At 31.3% G+C, this 18,494-nt stretch carries 15 protein-coding genes and 1 tRNA gene; 3 read left to right on the top strand and 13 right to left on the bottom strand.

Features of this window, described 5'->3' with window-relative positions; translation table 11 throughout:
* Nucleotides 1-7 precede the first annotated feature (7 nt).
* Both HYG84_RS16205 and HYG84_RS16210 read left to right on the top strand, forming a co-directional pair.
* Nucleotides 8-601, top strand: coding sequence for an ImmA/IrrE family metallo-endopeptidase (locus HYG84_RS16205; protein ID WP_212379048.1), 594 nt, complete (start codon nt 8-10; stop codon nt 599-601).
* Between the two features lie 123 nt (nt 602-724).
* Nucleotides 725-1,834: a site-specific integrase gene (locus HYG84_RS16210; protein ID WP_212379050.1), complete on the top strand. Its 1,110-nt coding sequence runs from the start codon at nt 725-727 to the stop codon at nt 1,832-1,834.
* Between the two features lie 131 nt (nt 1,835-1,965).
* On the opposite strand, the gene HYG84_RS16215 is transcribed toward HYG84_RS16210, so the two are convergent.
* The 7 genes from HYG84_RS16215 to HYG84_RS16245 all read right to left on the bottom strand — a co-directional run bounded on the left by HYG84_RS16215 (nt 1,966) and on the right by HYG84_RS16245 (nt 9,530).
* A tRNA-Thr gene (locus HYG84_RS16215) sits at nt 1,966-2,040 on the bottom strand.
* 165 nt (nt 2,041-2,205) lie between these two features.
* The gene (locus HYG84_RS16220) at nt 2,206-3,648 is read right to left on the bottom strand and encodes a flotillin family protein (protein WP_212379052.1); all 1,443 of its coding nucleotides are present in this window, start codon (nt 3,646-3,648) and stop codon (nt 2,206-2,208) included.
* 111 nt (nt 3,649-3,759) lie between these two features.
* Nucleotides 3,760-4,290, bottom strand: coding sequence for a hypothetical protein (locus HYG84_RS16225; protein ID WP_212379054.1), 531 nt, complete (start codon nt 4,288-4,290; stop codon nt 3,760-3,762).
* 165 nt (nt 4,291-4,455) lie between these two features.
* Nucleotides 4,456-5,340: a LiaI-LiaF-like domain-containing protein gene (locus HYG84_RS16230; protein WP_212379056.1), complete on the bottom strand. Its 885-nt coding sequence runs from the start codon at nt 5,338-5,340 to the stop codon at nt 4,456-4,458.
* A 44-nt stretch (nt 5,341-5,384) separates the two neighbouring features.
* Nucleotides 5,385-5,816 (bottom strand): PspC domain-containing protein, encoded by a 432-nt coding sequence (locus HYG84_RS16235; RefSeq protein WP_212379058.1) that lies wholly within the window; start codon nt 5,814-5,816, stop codon nt 5,385-5,387.
* Between the two features lie 298 nt (nt 5,817-6,114).
* A complete protein-coding gene (locus HYG84_RS16240; protein WP_212382390.1) occupies nt 6,115-6,267 on the bottom strand; it encodes a hypothetical protein in 153 nt (50 codons plus the stop codon).
* A gap of 5 nt (nt 6,268-6,272) precedes the next feature.
* Nucleotides 6,273-9,530, bottom strand: coding sequence for a DEAD/DEAH box helicase (locus tag HYG84_RS16245; RefSeq protein ID WP_212379060.1), 3,258 nt, complete (start codon nt 9,528-9,530; stop codon nt 6,273-6,275).
* Nucleotides 9,531-9,794: 264 nt separating this feature from the next.
* Between HYG84_RS16245 and HYG84_RS16250 the strand changes: the two genes are divergently transcribed.
* Nucleotides 9,795-11,153 carry a YjiH family protein gene (locus HYG84_RS16250; protein ID WP_212379062.1) on the top strand — a complete coding sequence of 453 codons (1,359 nt, stop codon included), beginning with the start codon at nt 9,795-9,797 and terminating at the stop codon, nt 11,151-11,153.
* An 84-nt stretch (nt 11,154-11,237) separates the two neighbouring features.
* On the opposite strand, the gene HYG84_RS16255 is transcribed toward HYG84_RS16250, so the two are convergent.
* From HYG84_RS16255 to HYG84_RS16280, 6 genes are all read right to left on the bottom strand, one after another.
* Complete coding sequence (locus HYG84_RS16255; protein ID WP_212379064.1) at nt 11,238-12,104, bottom strand: tRNA 2-thiocytidine biosynthesis TtcA family protein; 867 nt, start codon at nt 12,102-12,104, stop codon at nt 11,238-11,240.
* 178 nt (nt 12,105-12,282) lie between these two features.
* On the bottom strand, nt 12,283-14,016 hold the full coding sequence (gene lpdA, locus HYG84_RS16260) for a dihydrolipoyl dehydrogenase (RefSeq protein ID WP_212379066.1): 1,734 nt from the start codon (nt 14,014-14,016) through the stop codon (nt 12,283-12,285).
* A gap of 67 nt (nt 14,017-14,083) precedes the next feature.
* Nucleotides 14,084-14,437, bottom strand: a complete 354-nt coding sequence (locus HYG84_RS16265) for a carboxymuconolactone decarboxylase family protein (protein WP_212379067.1) — start codon at nt 14,435-14,437, stop codon at nt 14,084-14,086.
* A 155-nt stretch (nt 14,438-14,592) separates the two neighbouring features.
* Complete coding sequence (locus HYG84_RS16270) at nt 14,593-15,021, bottom strand: MarR family winged helix-turn-helix transcriptional regulator (RefSeq protein WP_249168661.1); 429 nt, start codon at nt 15,019-15,021, stop codon at nt 14,593-14,595.
* Between the two features lie 175 nt (nt 15,022-15,196).
* Nucleotides 15,197-17,386, bottom strand: a complete 2,190-nt coding sequence (locus HYG84_RS16275; protein ID WP_212379069.1) for a DNA topoisomerase III — start codon at nt 17,384-17,386, stop codon at nt 15,197-15,199.
* 240 nt (nt 17,387-17,626) lie between these two features.
* Nucleotides 17,627-18,292, bottom strand: a complete 666-nt coding sequence (locus tag HYG84_RS16280) for a C-GCAxxG-C-C family protein (RefSeq protein ID WP_212382346.1) — start codon at nt 18,290-18,292, stop codon at nt 17,627-17,629.
* Nucleotides 18,293-18,494 lie beyond the last annotated feature (202 nt).

An 18,494-nucleotide genomic window follows, 5' to 3' on the forward strand; every position in this document is an offset into this window, starting at 1 on the left:
GGAGGCTATGAAGGATATATTTTTCATTTTACCTAGAAAAGAGTTTGCCATAGAAAGGGCACGAAGCTTTCTTAAGGAAAAGGGATACCCTCAAATTCCAATGCCAGTGAAGAAACATTTGAAAGAGTATTCGACATTATATAAATATGAGGACGATGAGGAAGAAGGCTTTTGTGTAAAAGAAGTTACAGGGGAATATAAGGTTTATGTAAATACGAACATCATGGAAGGCAGAAATACTTGGACATATGCTCACGAATTAGCTCATATTGTTCTAGGCCACCATGATGATTTTTCTTATAGCAGCTTAGATGATGAAACCTTAGAGCTTTTAGACCAAGAAGTAGATATATTTGTAAGTGAATATCTAATGCCTCAATATGCTTTTGAAGATTATTTCTTTCTTAATGGAAAACCTATATATTTTGACTCCCCTCACATTGGGGCGCTAAAAAGTTTTTTTAATGTTTCTTGGGAGGCTATGATATTTCGACTACATAACTTAGGTTATCAAGATAAATTTATTTCTGAGTATTATATTTCAACATACAACGAAAGAAAGCAATCGTTTAACGGATATACTGATTTTTCATATACTTAAATTAAATATTTTTACATACAGCTAACGACCTTTATATTATTTGTCGTTTTTATTTGACTCAAGCGATCGAACATACATTTGCCATTTATATACTATTTTAAAAATCTAAGAGGAGGTAATTAAATGCGTGGCTCAATCGTGAAAAAGGGCAATAAGTGGTATATCATAGTTGAGACAAAAGATGAAGATGGTAAGAGAAAAAGAAAGTGGTTAAGTGGTTTCAATTCTGAAAAGGAAGCTGAGAAAAAACTACCTGAGGTATTACAACAACTAAATACTAACACCTTTGTCGATACTAATAATATTACTCTAAGGGATTATATGCAGTTATGGCTACAAGATTATGCTAAACCTAATGTAGCACCAACGACTTATGATAAATATACTTATGCAGCTAATAAGATTTCAGAAATTTTAGGTAATATGAAGCTTCAACAAATTAAACCAATTCATATTCAGCAACTTGTAAATAAGTTAAATAATAGTGATGTTACACCTAGTACCGTATTATCTTATTATAGAGTACTTAATGCTGCTATAAATCAAGCTGTTAAATGGCAATTAATACTATATAATCCATGCGATGCTATTACACCACCTAGGAATATAAAAAATAAAATGATGATTCTAAATCAAGATGAAATTCAAATACTTTTAGATGAATCAAAGGATCATGTTTTATATCCTGTAATTGTACTAGCCCTACTTTGTGGATTACGTAGAGGAGAAATATTAGGTCTACAATGGGAAAATATTGACTTCTATACTGGTGTCATTCATTTAGAAAATAACCTTGTTATGGCTAATAACGAAAGTCTTTTAAAAGAAACTAAAACAGCTACTGGTAGAAGGGCTGTAGATATCTCTACCAATGTGGTAGAAGTCCTTAAAAATGTAAAAAAGCAAAAGATGTCTTATAAAATGCTTTACGGAAGTTCATATCACGATAGTAATTTTGTATGTACATGGGAAGATGGTAGACCATTTAGACCCGATTATATTCCTAAGGCATTTGCTAAGATACTAGCAAGTGCCAATCTTCCCAAAATAAGATTCCACGATTTAAGACATACCCATGCTTCAATATTATTAAAATCAGGTGTACATCCTAAAGTTGTTCAAGAAAGACTTGGACATTCCTCTATCAGTATCACTCTTGATACTTACAGCCACCTCTTACCTTCTCTACAAAAATCTGCAGCTGAAAAAATGGCTACTATGTTTTCTATTTAATATTTTAAAACTTAATGGTAGAAAATAAAGTTTTTAAAAACTGACGGTAGAAAAATGGTAGAAGTTTTACAAAATCATAAAAAAACACCACCCCTAGATCCTTCTAGAAGTGGTATTTTATAATGTTTCTATGGAGCTGATGAGCGGAATCGAACCGCCGACCTCTTCCTTACCAAGGAAGTGCTCTACCCCTGAGCCACATCAGCATAGTTTTAGTTTTTATAGGTCTAGTGCCCTACCTGTACGATTATACAACAAAATATTGCTTATGTAAAGAGTAATTATACTTTTTATTTAATATACAATAGTAAATAAAAGGAGTGATCATAAAATCGCTCCTTTTACTTAAATTACTATAATCCTTATTAACTTTATCCTGTTATATTATTATTTTGATCTATAGTTTGGTCTTTAGATGATAAATTAAATGTCCCTAGGTCCTTCCCCTTTAAAACTTGGGATAGATCTACTCCTGTTAATGCATTAACTGTTTCTGGTAACGATGCCATAATATCTGTAACGTAGCCAGATACCTTTGCAGCACCTTTACCACCACCGTTACCTGAATCAACAATAACAATCTTCTCAGTTTTAGATAATGGTTCCGCAACTGCTTTAGCAATTTCAGGGAGCTTTTCTATAATCATTTGAGTAATAGCTGCATCGTTATATTGCTTAAATGCCTCTGCTTTTTTCATCATAGCTTCGGCTTCCGCCTTACCTTTTTCTCTAATAATTTCAACTTCTGCCATACCTTCTTCTCTTCTAGCTTCTGCTGTAGCTTTACCTCTTAAACGGATAGCTTCTGCTGATGCCTCAGCATCTTGTATTTCTCTATATCTTTCTGCTTCAGCTCTCTTTTGGGCACTATATTTTTCCGCATCAGATTGCTTTTTAATTGTAGCTTCAAGCTCTCTTTCGCGTCTTAGAGCCTCTTGTTCTGCAAGTTCAATTTCTTTTTGCTTTCTAACAATTTGAACTTGCATTTTTTCCTTTTCGACTTCTTGTTGCACTTTACTTGCTTCGATTTCATAAGCAAGGTCTGCCTTAGCTTTTTCTGTTTCTTGGTCTTTTCTATAGGATTGAACCTTTAGTTCTTTTTCTTTAGAAGCTTCAGCAATTTGGGTCTCTGCAACTAATCTCGCTTGTTCCCCTTGCCTATTAGCTTCCGCTGTCTTAACCTTAGTTTCTTTACTAGCTTCTGCTTCAGCAATTTCAGCATCTCTTTTTACTTCAGCAATTCTGCTCTTACCTAATGCAACTAAGTATCCATTGTCATCTTTAATATCTCTAATTGTAAAAGCCTTAATCTCTAGTCCCATATCTGCTAAATCTAATGCCGCAACTTCTTGAACCTGCGAAGCAAACTTCTCTCTGTCTCTATATATTTCTTCAACAGACATTTTAGAAATAATTTCACGCAGCTTTCCTTCCAGTACATCCTTTGCTGTATCTTTAATAAAATCAATAGTTGTTTTCTCAGCCCCTGTATTAAACTGCTCTACAGCAGAAAGGATTGATTCCATATCTGATTTAACCTTTAATACAGCAACTCCGTCGGCTTTTATATCCACTCCTTGTTCTGTTAAAGCACCATCAGTTCTTACTTCTATCTTCATGTTTTCCAGAGAAATAATATCAGTTCTTTCTAATAATGGAACTATAAAGCCCCCTCCCCCTGAAATTACACGTTTTTTAAGGCCAGTAATTACTACAGCCTTATCCTGTGGAACTTTTCTCCACATTAGCAATATGCTCAATATAAGCAAAAGAATGACTCCTACAATAGCAATCGGAACAAAAAATATCTCCATAAAATATCCTCCTTTAATGTTTATTGTTTTATAAATTAGTAGTATCTCTCCTCCTTCCTTTAATAAATAAATTAATTTAAAATACAGCATTAACACCATGCAGATTAATGGCTACAGTCTAGCAACATAAAAAATATTTCTTTCAATATTAACAATTTTAACTTCTTCACCTTGGTAAATATCTATACCGTCTATAGATTTAGCAGGAGAAGAATAGGTGTTGCCATTAGCTACATATGTGATACTTCCAAAACTATCTCCAATAATATTCATCCTAGTTTTTGCTACATGCCCTATTAATTCTTCCTGAGAAATAGCGCTTGTATTTTGTGCCTTATATAGTGGAGTTACTACAAATTTATGTAAAACAACTGAAACCATTAAAGCAACTGGTAAAGCAATAATAAAAGATGTTAAAGCATTAAATCCTTTATCTATAGTAATAATTCCTACACCACCTAAAGTCGTAATAAATGACATCATAATAATCGGCTTTAAAGGCGATACCGATAATCCCCACATATCACCATCCATGTCTAAATCACCATCGAAATTTAAAAAATCAAACAATTGTCCCATTAAAAAAGAAACAATAGTAAATAATACTCCTGTATAAAAACATATCTGAAATAGTCTTAACAATTTTATCACTCCTTGTTTAAAACTATATTGTTACTTCATGCTCTCTATACTTTACTCTTCTACATCAAATCAATAAAATCCTCCTAAAATTAACTTTTTTGTTAAATTTATATGTTCTTTATAACATATGCAAAAAGACTGATTTATTAACCAGTCTTTTAAATATTACTCTTTAATTTTAAAATCTATTTTACCAACACCAATATCAATATCAAATTCTAACTTTGTACTAGCTTCATCATAGTTAGATGATATATAATAATCTCCTGACTTAGTTAAGTTTAAGTCATTTACATTAGTTTTGCTTAGTGGGCTATCTAGCTTCAATTTTATTCCTGCATCCTTGGGAATCACTATAGTCAACTTAGATGCGCCCGAATCAATTTCAATATTTGACTTATTGTGCTTACTTCCTAAAATAATATCTAAATTTCCCGCTCCTGCATTTACATTAACCGATCTGACTGGTATATCCTCCAGATTAAGTTTTCCAGAAATAGCGCCTAAGTTAATATCTAAATCCCATATTATATCCTTATTCAAATTAAAATCATATCGGCTACCTTTGTTATTGAAATTAACTACATTATGGTGTTTATTTTCGAAACTAAAAACCGCAATTTCTTTATTATTTCTGTACGTATCTCTATAATCTAACTCAGCACCTTGTGAACTAAAACTTAAAAGATTTCTTTCATCTGATCCTATATTAACTTTAGCAGCTCCTATATCTAAACTAAGCTCTCCATATAAGGTTTCTGCAGGTTTTATGAAATTGGCATTATGTCTAGTGCTAATTCCCACAATATTTCTTCCTTCATAAAAAGCGCCATGGAAAATTAGAATTATAAAGAATAGTGTCCATGTTATGAATGAAATAATAGGCTTTTTCTTAAATAAAATATTGATTCCTACTACAATAAGTATTAATGGCCATAGATCAAAAATGCTAAATAATACAGCAAAACTAATATAACCTAGATTTACTAAAAGAAATAAAATGCCTATTGCAATTAAAATAAGACCATTAATTAAGTTTCTACTATTCATACTTTCACCTCTTTCAATAATGGGATGTTACTTCAAGGGTTTATTTATTTTCTAATATTCTGGCCTAATACAAATACTCCAGCTCCAATTAGTAAAAGTGGAAATAAAAACTTAAAGCTTAACCAACTAAAAAATGAAAATCTTTTACTAAATAGTATAGCCCCAATTATAATAAGCGCATAGCCCAAGAATTTTTTATTTTTTTCTTCATCAAAATCTTTGTTAAATGTTTTGTTTGTCTGTTTATAGACACCATCAGAATCCTTATTTAAGTTTACGGTTCCTTCAACATTTTCCCGTTTTGGTATCATTATTGCTGCAATAATATAGAGCAATATTCCTGTACCAAATGCGAATACAGCAACTAGCCAAAGTAGTCTAACAATAGTGGAATCTATTTCAAAATACTCAGCTATCCCACCACATACACCTTCAATTTTTTTATCAGTTTTAGAAAGATACAAACGTTTTTGCATAATCTTTTCCCCCTCTAAGGTTAAAATGTAATTAATAAAAGCTTATTTCATCTCTATATTAATAATACACAAAATATTCTTTTTTGTGTATTGAAATATAATTTTTTGATGTAAACAAGCGACATAATAGTTTGTCGCTTGTTTATGCAATATCTACATTTTATAGTCATATCCTAGATTAAAGGCTTCCATATTTAGATTTCAAGTTCTCTATATCTTCTTCTGGATATTCACTTTTCTCTTGCGCACTATTGTAGAATAAAATCTTTTACTATTTTCAATTACTACAGCATTGTATTTAGAGTCCAGAACTACCATTGTGTTGTCCACCTGTCATAGCACCTGTTCTATTATCTAAAACTATTATAGTAATATTTTTATTATCTTCTTTTTGATGGAATAAATTAATAAAAGAAGCAATCTTGAGTGAAACTTGGTTCATAGTTGCCATAGATCTTACACAGTAAAAAGAAGTTCCATAAGTTCATCTTTACTAATTTTAGATAATAATGTTTCACCAGATTGTATAACTCCATCAATTAACTCTCTTTTTTTATCTTGAAGTTTTAATATCTTTTCTTCTATAGTCCCCTTTGTAATTAGCTTCATAACATGAACAACATTTCTCTGGCCTATTCTATAAGCCCTATCTGTTGCCTGTTCCTCTACAGCCGGATTCCACCATGGGTCAAAATGAATGACCATATCTGCTCCAGTTAAATTTAGACCAGTTCCACCCGCTTTTAAAGATATCAAGAAAACATCTGTGTTGCCATTATTAAAGTCATTTACCATATTACCTCTTTCCTCTATTGGAGTTGATCCATCTAAATAATAATATGAAACTTTAAGCTTTTCTAACATATCTTTTATCATAGCAAGCATACTGGTAAATTGAGAAAATAACAAAATACGATGATTTCCCTCTATAGAATTTTCTATAATTTCCTGTAGAAGTTCAAATTTGCCGCTTGTGCCCTTATAATTTTCGAAAAACAATGCCGGATGACAGCAAATTTGTCTTAGTCTTGTTAAAGCGGCTAAAATTTTAATTTGACTTCTTTCAAACCCATTTTCTTTTATCTCTTCTTCAATTTCACCTTGTATCTCTTTTAAATATGCTACATATAATTTTTTTTGTTCTGGACTAAGCTCTGCAAATACTAGATTTTCTATTTTCTCAGGCAACTCATTTAATACATGTTTTTTTAAACGCCTTAGCACAAAAGGAGATATCTGATTTCTAAGACTCTTTAATACATCTTTATTCTCTTCTTTAACAATCATTTTTTCATATTTATTTTGAAATTTGTTGTAGGATAATAGATACCCCGGCATTATGAAATCAACAATAGACCATAGCTCTGTTAAAGAGTTCTCAATAGGTGTCCCAGTTAAAGCAAATCTATGACTAGCCTTAATAGACTTTACGGATCTTGCATTTTGAGAACTTGGGTTTTTAATATGTTGCGCTTCATCTAAAATACACCACTCAAAAGATAAATTTTCATATAAATCAACATCTCTTCTAATTAAAGGGTAGGAGGTAATTATAACATCATATTCATTTGTCTTTTCAATTATTTGCCTTCTTTCTTCTTTATTTCCTACAACTACTACAGCCTTTAGGGAGGGTGCAAACTTTTCTATCTCTGCTAACCAGTTATATACTAAGGAGGTAGGGGCTACAACTAAAGCTGTACCTCCCTTGCATTCCATTTTTTCAGACACTAAATAAGCCAATACTTGAAAGGTTTTTCCAAGTCCCATATCATCTGCTAGTATTCCACCTAATCCATAGTGACTTAAGGTTTTTAGCCATTTAAAACCAAGTTTTTGATAATCTCTTAAGGTTCCATTTAATCCTTCAGGAATATTGTATTCTACTTCCTTGTATTTCCTAATATCTTCAACAAAATTTTTAAAGTTTTTATTCTTCTTAATAAAACTAAGATTTTTCTCTCTTAATAGCTCGTCTATATATAATCCTCTATATTTAGGGATTTCTATAGTTTTCCCTCTCAAATTTGAATTATCTAAATCTAACTCTAACATCATTTTATCTAAGCTAATTAGATGTTCATTGTCTAGTGGTATAAAGGACCCATCTTTTAAACGATAATATTTTTTCCTTTGCCTTAAAGATTTTAAAAGTCCATTAAGCTCTTTATCGTCTACTTCGTCTATTTCAAAGTTAAACTCTAAAAAACCTTCATCTTTATTTAACCTTATTCCACCTTTAAAGCTTGGTGAATTTCTAGCCTCCATCATCTTAAATGAGTCAGAATAGTATACTTCTGATATACCTTGCAAATGCTTTAATCTTTCATAAACTAATTTAAAAATATCTTCTTCATCTTCTAAGTAAACTTCTCTATTTTTAATTTTAAAATTGCTGTTTTCAAGAAAGCTTATTACTTTTCTTTCATTTTCTAAATCCCTTATAAGAACCTTATCTTTTTCAATATTATTTTTTCTCGATACTTTAAATGGATTAATCTTAATTTGGTCATATATAAAACTTACATCTGCAGTTACTTTGCGCCCTGCTCTATCAAAATATGTCTCAATTTTCAGTTCTGGAGAGTAAATAGCTTCTTCAAGTTTTCTTTCAATTTCCACTTTACCTATACATTTTATAATTGGATATACTTCGGAGAAAAAGCTTTCCTGCATTTCCTTCTCAATTACAATATTACTCCCCTTATACTTAGTTAAGATACTATAGAATGGTAAAAGGTTTTCTTTCTGATATTTAGATATCTTACATATTTGACCATTAGAGAAAAAATAATCTCCATCAGAGGTTATAGGAATAATAAGACCATCATGTTCCACTTTTAAAACAATATTTTCTTTATCTTTGTCTAATTGGAATCTAAAAGGTATGTCCTTCTCATTAATAACAATATTATCATAAGCTTCTTCTAAAATAATGGCATTGAATCTACCTTTAGAGATAAAATCACCATCTTTTATAATATTTAAAAATCTCTTTAAAGTTATCTCAGGTAACTTTATATATTTGCCATTAAAAATAGATTGTGAGCTATCTTTATAAAAATCCTCTTCAAAAGTTTTTTCGTGTTCATATATTTCAGCTATAAGATCGATTATTTTTTGATCATCACTACTAAATGAATGAATGTTAGGGTCAAAGATGAAATTTTTCCCAAATTCAATCTTATTTTTATTATATAGACACTCTATAAATCCTTTAATATTACGAACAACATAGGTTCTACTTTCTCCTACTTTTAAACTAATGAAACTTCCCGTAATGCGCTTATTGTGACGACTTATCTTTAGTTCAAATGTTATTTCCATATTTAATGATATAAAATCACTATGCTGTTTATTTCGATAAAAACTTAAAATGTTTTTTATATGCTGCGTTTCGGTAACTTTACTAAATTGTCCCTCTCTATCCTTTTGCATAATTGTTAAAAGGACAGCTACAATATGTTTGCATATTCCCCAATATTTATTATAGGCAGGACAGGAGCATGTCGTATGTTTAACATCCCCATCAGGTATAAAGCCTATCTTTACATTATATTTTCTAGTGCCCTGTACTATAGCTGAAAACCTGAGGTTCTCTTGATTAAAAGTTAATGATTTTACTCTTCTTTCAGCAAAATAACCCCTACCCTTTCTATAGGTAATAGATTCTGCACTCATATCATATATATTTTCTTCATTTAAATTAAACATATTTCACCTCATCGGTATATTTACCAATTATAATTAACCTGTCTTAATTATAATCAATATAGGCTATAATTAAAACAGATACATCTAATAAAATATTTCCAAATAAAAGTTAACAAATTTAATTATATATTCCTATATAATATATAAAATACTAAGAAAATTTAATAGTTTTATTAATACATTATGTTGCATTTTTATACAAAATGTATTAATATCTATACTATTGGAAAAAATTTAAATGCAATAAAGGAGAGGAGAGATTTCATGGGCAACAGTAAACATGGAAATTATTCTACAGCAAGTATATTACGTTTTATTATTCCCTCTTTAATAGGTTCTGTTCTATTTATGATTCCTATTGCTTACAATGGGGAAATTACAATTCCTATCGCTTTATTTTCTGGATTTATTCTTAATATTTTATCTGATGCTTTACCAACAATTACTACTGTTTTAATATCTATAACTGTAATTGGCAGTGTTATTACCAAATTGTTTCAACCATCCTTTATTAAGAAAAGTTCTTTTTTGAATACTTTGTTTAATGTAACACCACTGTGGTTTGTGTCAAGAATTTTAGGTATGGTATTTGCAATTTCAACACTATTCCAGATAGGGCCAGACTGGATATGGTCTGATGCTACTGGGGGATTACTTTTATATGATTTACTTCCAATATTATTTTCTATATTTCTTTTTGCGGGACTGCTTTTACCCTTACTTTTAAATTTCGGCTTATTAGAGTTTTTTGGGTCCTTATTAACTAAAATAATGCGTCCAATTTTCAAATTGCCTGGGCGATCATCTATAGACTGTATTACTTCTTGGCTTGGAGATGGAAGCATTGGCGTACTTTTAACTAGTAAACAATATGAAGACGGACATTATACAGAAAGAGAAGCTGCCGTAATAGCAACTACATTTTCAGCAGTATCAATAACATTCAGTCTTATTATTATAGCACAAGTAAATTTAGCTTATCTTTTTGTTCCTTTTTATTTAACAGTGTCATTAGCTGGAGTTGTAGCTGCAATTATCATTCCGCGTATACCACCTCTTTCACGAAAGTCAGATACCTATTTAGTTGATAATAATCAAGGTAGTTCTGAACAGATTCCTAAGGGGTACACTTCGTTAACATGGGGATTTAAACAAGCTATAGAACAAGCAAATAAAAATAGCAGCATAAGAGAGTTTTTCAAAAGTGGAATTAAAAATGTATTAGATATGTGGTTAGGAGTAACGCCTATAGTTATGGCCTTTGGAACATTAGCACTTATAATTGCTGAGTTTACACCAGTTTTTCAATGGCTAGGAGTTCCATTTATTCCACTACTAAAACTATTAAGAGTGCCTGAAGCAGATTTAGCTGCCCAAACCTTAGTAGTTGGATTTGCAGATATGTTCCTACCATCTGTTATTGCAAGTAAAATTGCAAGTGAACTTACACGTTTTGTTGTAGCATGTGTATCTGTAACTCAGCTGATTTATATGTCTGAGGTAGGGGGATTAATACTAGGTTCTAAAATTCCAGTTTCTATTAAAGACTTAGCTATTATATTTATTCAGCGTACATTAGTTACCCTGCCTATAGTTGTATTAATAGCACATATTATATTTTAATTTTTAAAACTCCCTTTTTTCTTAAAGGGAGTTTTTTATTTTAGATTACCAATCTTCTTAAATAAACAATAAGTCCATCTCAAACTATTCTATGTTATAAAAATCCAAATATGAGTATTGTTCTCCATCTTTCTGCCAGCCTAAAATACAATCCATATTAACGTTTTGTGCTGCTTTAAAAATAGATTTATCTATATTTTCAAAGTTATTCTTTAGGTTATTAATTAGCTCTTTTACTTCATGCCTTTTACTTCCTATTTTTTTAGCCGCCACCATACATGCACAGTTTAGTGGCCAAATACCATTAGTTTCTGTATAGTCAATAATCATCTGCTCTTCAACGTAATAAAGTGGACGAATTAACTCCATCTTTTCAAAATTCGTAGCTTTTAGCTTTGGAAGCATTGTCTTAAAGTTTCCTGTATATAGTAGGTTTAGCATAGTTGTTTCAATAACATCATTAAAATGATGTCCTAGAGCAAGCTTGTTACATCCAAGTTCTTGGGCTTTTTTATATAAAGCTCCTCTTCTCATTTTGGCACACATAAAACACGGATAATCTTTTGCCATTTTCTCTGCTATTTTAAAAATTCCTGATTCAAAAACATTGACTGGAATATTTAAATGATTACAATTATCTAAAAGAAGGTTTTTAATACTTTCATGGTATCCTGGGTCCATAGCAATATATTCTACTTCAAAATTATCCTTACCATGTTTTTTTAGTTCCTGAAAAAGTTTGGCTAACAGCAGACTATCCTTACCCCCAGATATTGCAATCCCAATCTTATCCCCATCCTCTATTAGATTAAATTCTTTTATAGCTTTAATAAATTTTGACCATATATCTTTTCTATATTTAGTAATAATACTTCTTTCTATTTCCTTGAGTGGTTTTCTATCCCCAATGGGTATTAGAGATTCACAACCCTTTCCTACAACATCTGACACTTTATCACCTTCTCTTTTTTCTTCAATATTATAGCATTTTTATGATGCTTTGTCTTTGTAGTTATTAACTTTAACTTTATTAAAAGCAAAAAATATTAGAAGGAAAAAATTTCTCTTCTAATATTTTTATCCAACATCTAGTATTCTCAAAATCTTTGATAAATCATCAAAGTTTACTTTATTCTGCGAAATGTATTGCTCCCTTTGGTGTAGTTGCCAATAGAGCTTCATGAACAGCCTCAGCAGTTGTAGGATGGGCATGAATGGTATCAACTACTTGTTCTACAGTTAGTTTGTTTTTAATAGCAACTGCAATTTCATGTATAAGATCGGTTGCATGTGGTCCAATGATAGATCCTCCTATTATTATACCTGTAGCTTCTTCGGTAATTACTTTTACAAATCCTCTTCTTTCCCCTAAGGTAAGAGCTTTACCATTAGCCCCAAATGGGAAGTTTCCTATATTTACCGATATACCCTTTTCCTTTGCAACTTTTTCGGTAATACCAACAGATGCAATTTCAGGATTTGTAAATATTGCACTTGGTACAGTAGAATAATCAGCCTCTACATCCTTGCCTAGTATATTTTCAACAGCAACTATACCTTGATGAGAAGCAACATGGGCTAATTGAATTATGTTTGTTACGTCTCCAATAGCATAGATATTATCTACGCTTGTTTGCATTTTGCTATTAACCTTTATTCCTCTTGGTCTTTCATTAAGATCAATACCTAATTTTTCTAAATCTATATCGCCATAAAATGGTATTCTTCCTACCGACATAAGAACCTTATCTCCAGTTATATAGCCCTTCTTACCCTCTTTGTCAAATACTACAATTGACTTACATTCTTCTGTATCAATAATTTCCTCCACCTTGGAGCTAGTATAAACCTTTATTCCTTTTTCCACAGCTATTTCTCTAATTTCATTTCTAATATCTTCATCTAAGGCAATTAAAATATCCTCTGCAAACTCTACTACACTTACCTCTGCATCTAAGGCATTACAAATAAATGCAAACTCCATTCCAATTACACCACCACCAACAATAACTATTTTTTTAGGTAGCTCATTTAAACTTAACATGTCTTTACTTGTTAATATATTTTTTGACTCTACTCCTTTTATTGGCGGAATAAATGCTTTAGATCCTGTGGCAATTATTATGTTTTTAGTATTAATTGTAATTTCCTTATTTTTTTCCCTTACAAAAACAATATTTTTATCTATTATTTCTCCATTACCTCTAAATACAGTAATATTATTTTTTGATAGAAGATAACCAATACCTCCAACTAACTCGCTTACTACATTATTCTTTCTTTCCATTATCTTGGAAAAATCAAAGGTTGGAGAACTTTTGAAAATTCCATACTCTTCAGAGTTTTTTACTAACTCATAGACTTCTGATGAACGTACCAATGCCTTTGTAGGTATACAACCCCAGTTAAGACAAGTTCCTCCTAAATTTTCTTTTTCTATAAGTACTACTTTAGCACCTTGCTTTGCCGCCTCAATAGCAGCAACATAACCTCCTGGGCCTCCACCCAAAATAACAATGTCTGCCTCAATTGTTTCTTTCTGTGGTTTTAAGAAATTAGCCATATAGTTGAATCCTTGTTTCTTATTAGCATCCCCTTTATTAGTATCTGCTTTACTACTAGATTTTTCTCCTTCAACTGTAAATAGCACATCGCCTATTGAAACCTTGTCACCTTGCGCTACTTTTATCTTTACAACTTTACCTTCCACGTCCGATGTAACTGTGATATTTCCTTTTTTAGCTTCTATATCAAAAAGTTCTTCTCCTACTTTAATAATATCTCCTTCTACCTTATATATCCTACCAATTACACCAGACTTATTGTGACCTGATAATTTTTCTAATTTAACATCAAATACCACTTATAGCCCTCCTATCAACTTTAAAAACATATAAAGAGAAGACAGGTAACTGTCCTCTCTTATCTATTTATTGGAAATCTTTTTCAAACTCATCAATTGAATCTTTTAATAATGTAACACTATAAGCCATGGAAGGTCCTCCACCAAAGGCTACTGCTACCATCGCCGCCTCAATAATTTCTTTTCTTGTAGCTCCCGCTTGTAGTGCATTGTAGGTATGGAAAACAATACAATATTCACAACGGTTATAAATAGCAACTCCTATACTAATTAGCTCCTTTGTTTTTAAATCTAATGCATCTGGTTCATAAGCTGCCCCTAATAAATTCATAAAAGCTTCAACTTGAGCCCCATTAGTATTCGCTAGTTCCTCTAATCCTCCACTAAAATCCTGTAACATTTGTCTTACGTCTCTTGCCATTTTATTCTCCTCCTTGTTAAATTACTTGTCATGCTAATTATTAGTATAGCAAGTGTTTAAAAATTGTCAATATCTTTTTGATAAAAATTTGTCGTTTTTTATCACTTTTTAATTGTATATATTTTTTCCTATATGCATAAAAAAATACACACATTTTACAAACTATGTGTGCACTTTTTATTATTAATATTCTCATTTATGTTACTAACCATTTTTGATAGAACCGTTGTAAAAATTTTCATTTCTTCATCGGATATATTTTTATACAGTAATTTTTCAAATTCTTCACCCTCTGGTAATAATTTAATTCTATACTGTTTTCCTTTATCTGTAAGCCTTACATTTGTTACTCTCTTATCGTTTTCATTTTTAACTCTCTCTACTAATCCATCTCTTTCCATACGATCAAGTAAACGAGCTACAGATGATTCTTTTATATTCATCTTTTCTGCAAGTTCTTTTTGGCTAATAACTTCTTCTTTACCTAAATAATACAGGGCAATCCACTGTACCCTAGTTACACCTAACCTCATTACCCTCTCACTGAAGGCATCACAGATAACTTTACTAGAATTATCTGTCATATAGCCTACTCATGTATCTAAGTTAAACAATATTTACCCTCCTTGCCCCTTTAAAAATTTTTAACACTACATTCAATAATAATATTCTATAATAATCTACAGAAGTGTTTTTGTCTATTATTTTCTTACCGTTACCTTTCTATCTGTTATGAAATAAGAAAGTTGCTAACAATCATTAAAGTTTCAATTTAGAAAGAGCATCTGCAAGAGCAGTATTAGTAAATTTGTCACTATCTTTTTGTTGCTCCCTCATATATTTGGCTACTTCTTTTTTAGACACTTTACTACCTTCTTTTTTCTTTCGTTCCTTAAATGTAGAAAGTTTTTCCCTATGTCCACAACTACATGCAAATATTTGTCCTTCACCCTCACCACGAAGTTCTAGCTTTTTGTGGCAGTTAGGACATCTTGCATTGGTATTTTGTGTAATACCTTTTCTGTAGCCACATTCTCTACTTTGGCAAACTAGCATTTTACCTCTTTTACCATTAACCTCAAGCATATACTTTCCGCACTCTGGGCACTTATTTCTTGTTAAATTATCATGCTTAAATGTTTCATCACTATTTTTAATCTCATTTACAACTACCTTTGTATAGTTTTTCATTTCGTTAACAAAGCTATCTTTATTAAGTTGCCCCTTTGAAATAGCACTTAGTTTTTGTTCCCACTCTGCAGTTAATGCAGGAGATTTAAGATCCTCAGGAACTAATTCTAATAGTTGCTTTCCCTTTGAAGTTATTAATATGTCTTTTCCTCTTTTTTCTAATAGAAAGCTACTGAACAGCTTTTCAATAATATCCGCCCTAGTGGCTACAGTCCCTAGCCCTCCAGTCTCTCCTATTGTTTTAATTAAATCTTTATCTGCATCTTGCATATATTTAGTCGGATTTTCCATAGCTGAAAGTAGAGTTCCTTCATTAAAAGGTGCCGGTGGTTTTGTCTGTCCTGTTGTTTGAGTAGTAGAGGATATTTTTAAAATATCTCCCTTGTTCATACTAGGTAGTAGTTGCTCTGAAACACCATCAGCTGCGTCCTCATCTTCAAAATTATTTTCATAAACCTCTTTCCAGCCTTGGCTAATAACTACTTTGCCCTTTGCTATAAAAATTTCTTCTCCAATTTTAGATTTAATAGAAGTCTCCTCATATTCAAAAGGAGGATATAGAACAGCTAAAAATCGTTTTATAACAAGATCATATATTTTTCTTTCTCTATCATTTAGAGCACTTAGCTGAACAAACTGCTCTGTTGGAATAATAGCATGGTGGTCTGAAACTTGACTATCATCTACAAAGGACTTATTTCCCTTTATTGGATTTTGCAAAACTTTATATGCCAATGTTTTATAAGGTCCTATTCCACAAGCCTTAAGTCTATCATTTAATGTGCTTACTATATCCGAAGAAATATATCTTGAATCTGTTCTAGGATAGGTTAAAACCTTATGGCTTTCGTAAAGTCTCTGCATAATGGAAAGGGTTTCCTTTGCAGAATAGCCAAATATTTTATTAGCATCTCTTTGAAGCTCTGTTAAATCATATAGTTTTGGAGAATAACTTCTTTTATACTTTTTATCTATGTCTACTACATTGGCATTTTTATTTTTTATAGAATTAAGTACTTTAGTAGCTTTCTCTCTATCAAAGGTTTTAATATCCTTTGTTCTACTATCCTGCCATGTTAACTTTAAATTACTACTACTAATAGCTTGTATTCCATAGAAAGTTTTAGGAATAAAGTTTTTAATCTCCTCTTCTCTTTGTGCGATTATTGCAAGAGTTGGTGTTTGCACCCTCCCACAGGAAAGTTGTGCATTATATTTGCATGTTAGTGCACGAGTAGCATTAATACCTACAATCCAGTCTACCTCTGCTCTGGCAACGGCAGATAAATAAAGCTTTTCATAATCCTTACCATTTTTTATGCCTTTAAAACCATCTTTAATAGCTTTATCTGTAACTGATGAGATCCAAAGACGTTTAATTGGTTTATTTACTCTAGCTTTATCAATAATCCATCTCGCAACTAATTCACCTTCACGACCGGCATCCGTAGCAATTATAATCTCTCCAACATCCCGTCTATGCATTTGATCCTTTACAATATTAAACTGCTTGCCAGTCTTTTTTATGACTACAAGTTTTAAATCTGAAGGTAGCATAGGTAGATCTTCTATTCTCCAGGACTTGTATTTATCATTATAACTCTCAGGATCTGCTAATGTTACTAAATGACCTAGAGCCCATGTTACAATATACTCTTGTCCTTCAAAGTATCCATTTCCTTTTTTATTGCAATTTAAAACTCTAGCTAAATCTCTTCCTACCGAAGGTTTTTCTGCTAATACTAATTTTTTATTCATATTTACAATCCTTTCAAAATCACAATTATATATTTATACAACAAAATTCATTGTATGGTTATTCTTTACTTAAAATATATTAACACTATATTATTTTAACATAAAACAATATTATATTATATTTATTCTCTTCTATATAGTCATTTATAACAGATAATCTCTATTTTATATTTTAAAATAGTCAAATATAAAAAAAGATGAAGATATTTTCCTCATCTTTTTATTATATATCAATATTTTTTATGCTAGAGCCTCATTAAGAAGTTCTACCATTTTACGTGAAACGTCAGCTGTTACCCCTGCGCAACGACTCTTTCTTTCTGGATCTCCATATGCTACCCCTTGTTCCTTCATGAACTTACCTACAGAATCATCGCATAATACTGATTCTGCAATTGTATGTTTTAAATCTAAATTTTCTGGCTGATACTCAGGGAATTCAAAACCCTTGTACCATTTAAATAGTTCGCCTACTATTTTCTTTTGTGTATCTACATCTGTTACCATACCAATACAAGATGCTGCAACCCCTAATGATCCACAAAGTGTTGCCGCACCATAACCGCCAGCTGCATTAGTAAATCCTTCTGGCGGAATTTGATTAAATGGATATCCTACTTCGTCTGCTAACATGCCGAAGAACCCTTCAGCTACACCAACACCTCAGCCACCTTTTTCTTTATATCCCTTAAATGCTCTTTCTGCTACCTTTTCTGGATCTAATTTTTTATACTTAAACGGCCATTGTGGTTTTTCTTTAGAACCAGATGAATCTACTGATGCTGATCCAGGATTTGTACAGGCAGTAAGTAGTCCACCTACACCTCCTGCCATAGCTACTCCAGCTACTGAAACTCCAACCCCTTTAATAAAGTCTTTTCTTGTAATTTGTTTTTTTTCATTCATCGCCATGATTGTCCCTCCTAAATAATCTCTTTACTATTTATTTTTTCTATTAAACTCAATATTCCTATAGAATATTCCTCTTGTTAATATATTAACATTAACAGCCTAATTTTAGTGATAAGTTATACTTATACAATATAAATATTTTTTATTGCCAATCTATTTGTTAAAGATTTTTCAGCATGTGATTGTTTATTTATCT

Origin of the sequence: Alkaliphilus sp. B6464 (assembly GCF_018141165.1) — a bacterium.
GTDB lineage: Bacteria > Bacillota > Clostridia > Peptostreptococcales > Natronincolaceae > Alkaliphilus_B.

Coding starts and splice junctions, on each gene's coding strand:
- HYG84_RS16205 (WP_212379048.1), top strand. CDS start 8: ATGAAGGATATATTTTTCATTTTACCTAGAAAAGAGTTTGCCATAGAA.
- HYG84_RS16210 (WP_212379050.1), top strand. CDS start 725: ATGCGTGGCTCAATCGTGAAAAAGGGCAATAAGTGGTATATCATAGTT.
- HYG84_RS16220 (WP_212379052.1), bottom strand. CDS start 3,648: ATGGAGATATTTTTTGTTCCGATTGCTATTGTAGGAGTCATTCTTTTG.
- HYG84_RS16230 (WP_212379056.1), bottom strand. CDS start 5,340: ATGAATAGTAGAAACTTAATTAATGGTCTTATTTTAATTGCAATAGGC.
- HYG84_RS16235 (WP_212379058.1), bottom strand. CDS start 5,816: ATGCAAAAACGTTTGTATCTTTCTAAAACTGATAAAAAAATTGAAGGT.
- HYG84_RS16240 (WP_212382390.1), bottom strand. CDS start 6,267: ATGGCAACTATGAACCAAGTTTCACTCAAGATTGCTTCTTTTATTAAT.
- HYG84_RS16245 (WP_212379060.1), bottom strand. CDS start 9,530: ATGTTTAATTTAAATGAAGAAAATATATATGATATGAGTGCAGAATCT.
- HYG84_RS16250 (WP_212379062.1), top strand. CDS start 9,795: ATGGGCAACAGTAAACATGGAAATTATTCTACAGCAAGTATATTACGT.
- HYG84_RS16265 (WP_212379067.1), bottom strand. CDS start 14,437: ATGGCAAGAGACGTAAGACAAATGTTACAGGATTTTAGTGGAGGATTA.
- HYG84_RS16270 (WP_249168661.1), bottom strand. CDS start 15,021: ATGACAGATAATTCTAGTAAAGTTATCTGTGATGCCTTCAGTGAGAGG.
- HYG84_RS16275 (WP_212379069.1), bottom strand. CDS start 17,386: ATGAATAAAAAATTAGTATTAGCAGAAAAACCTTCGGTAGGAAGAGAT.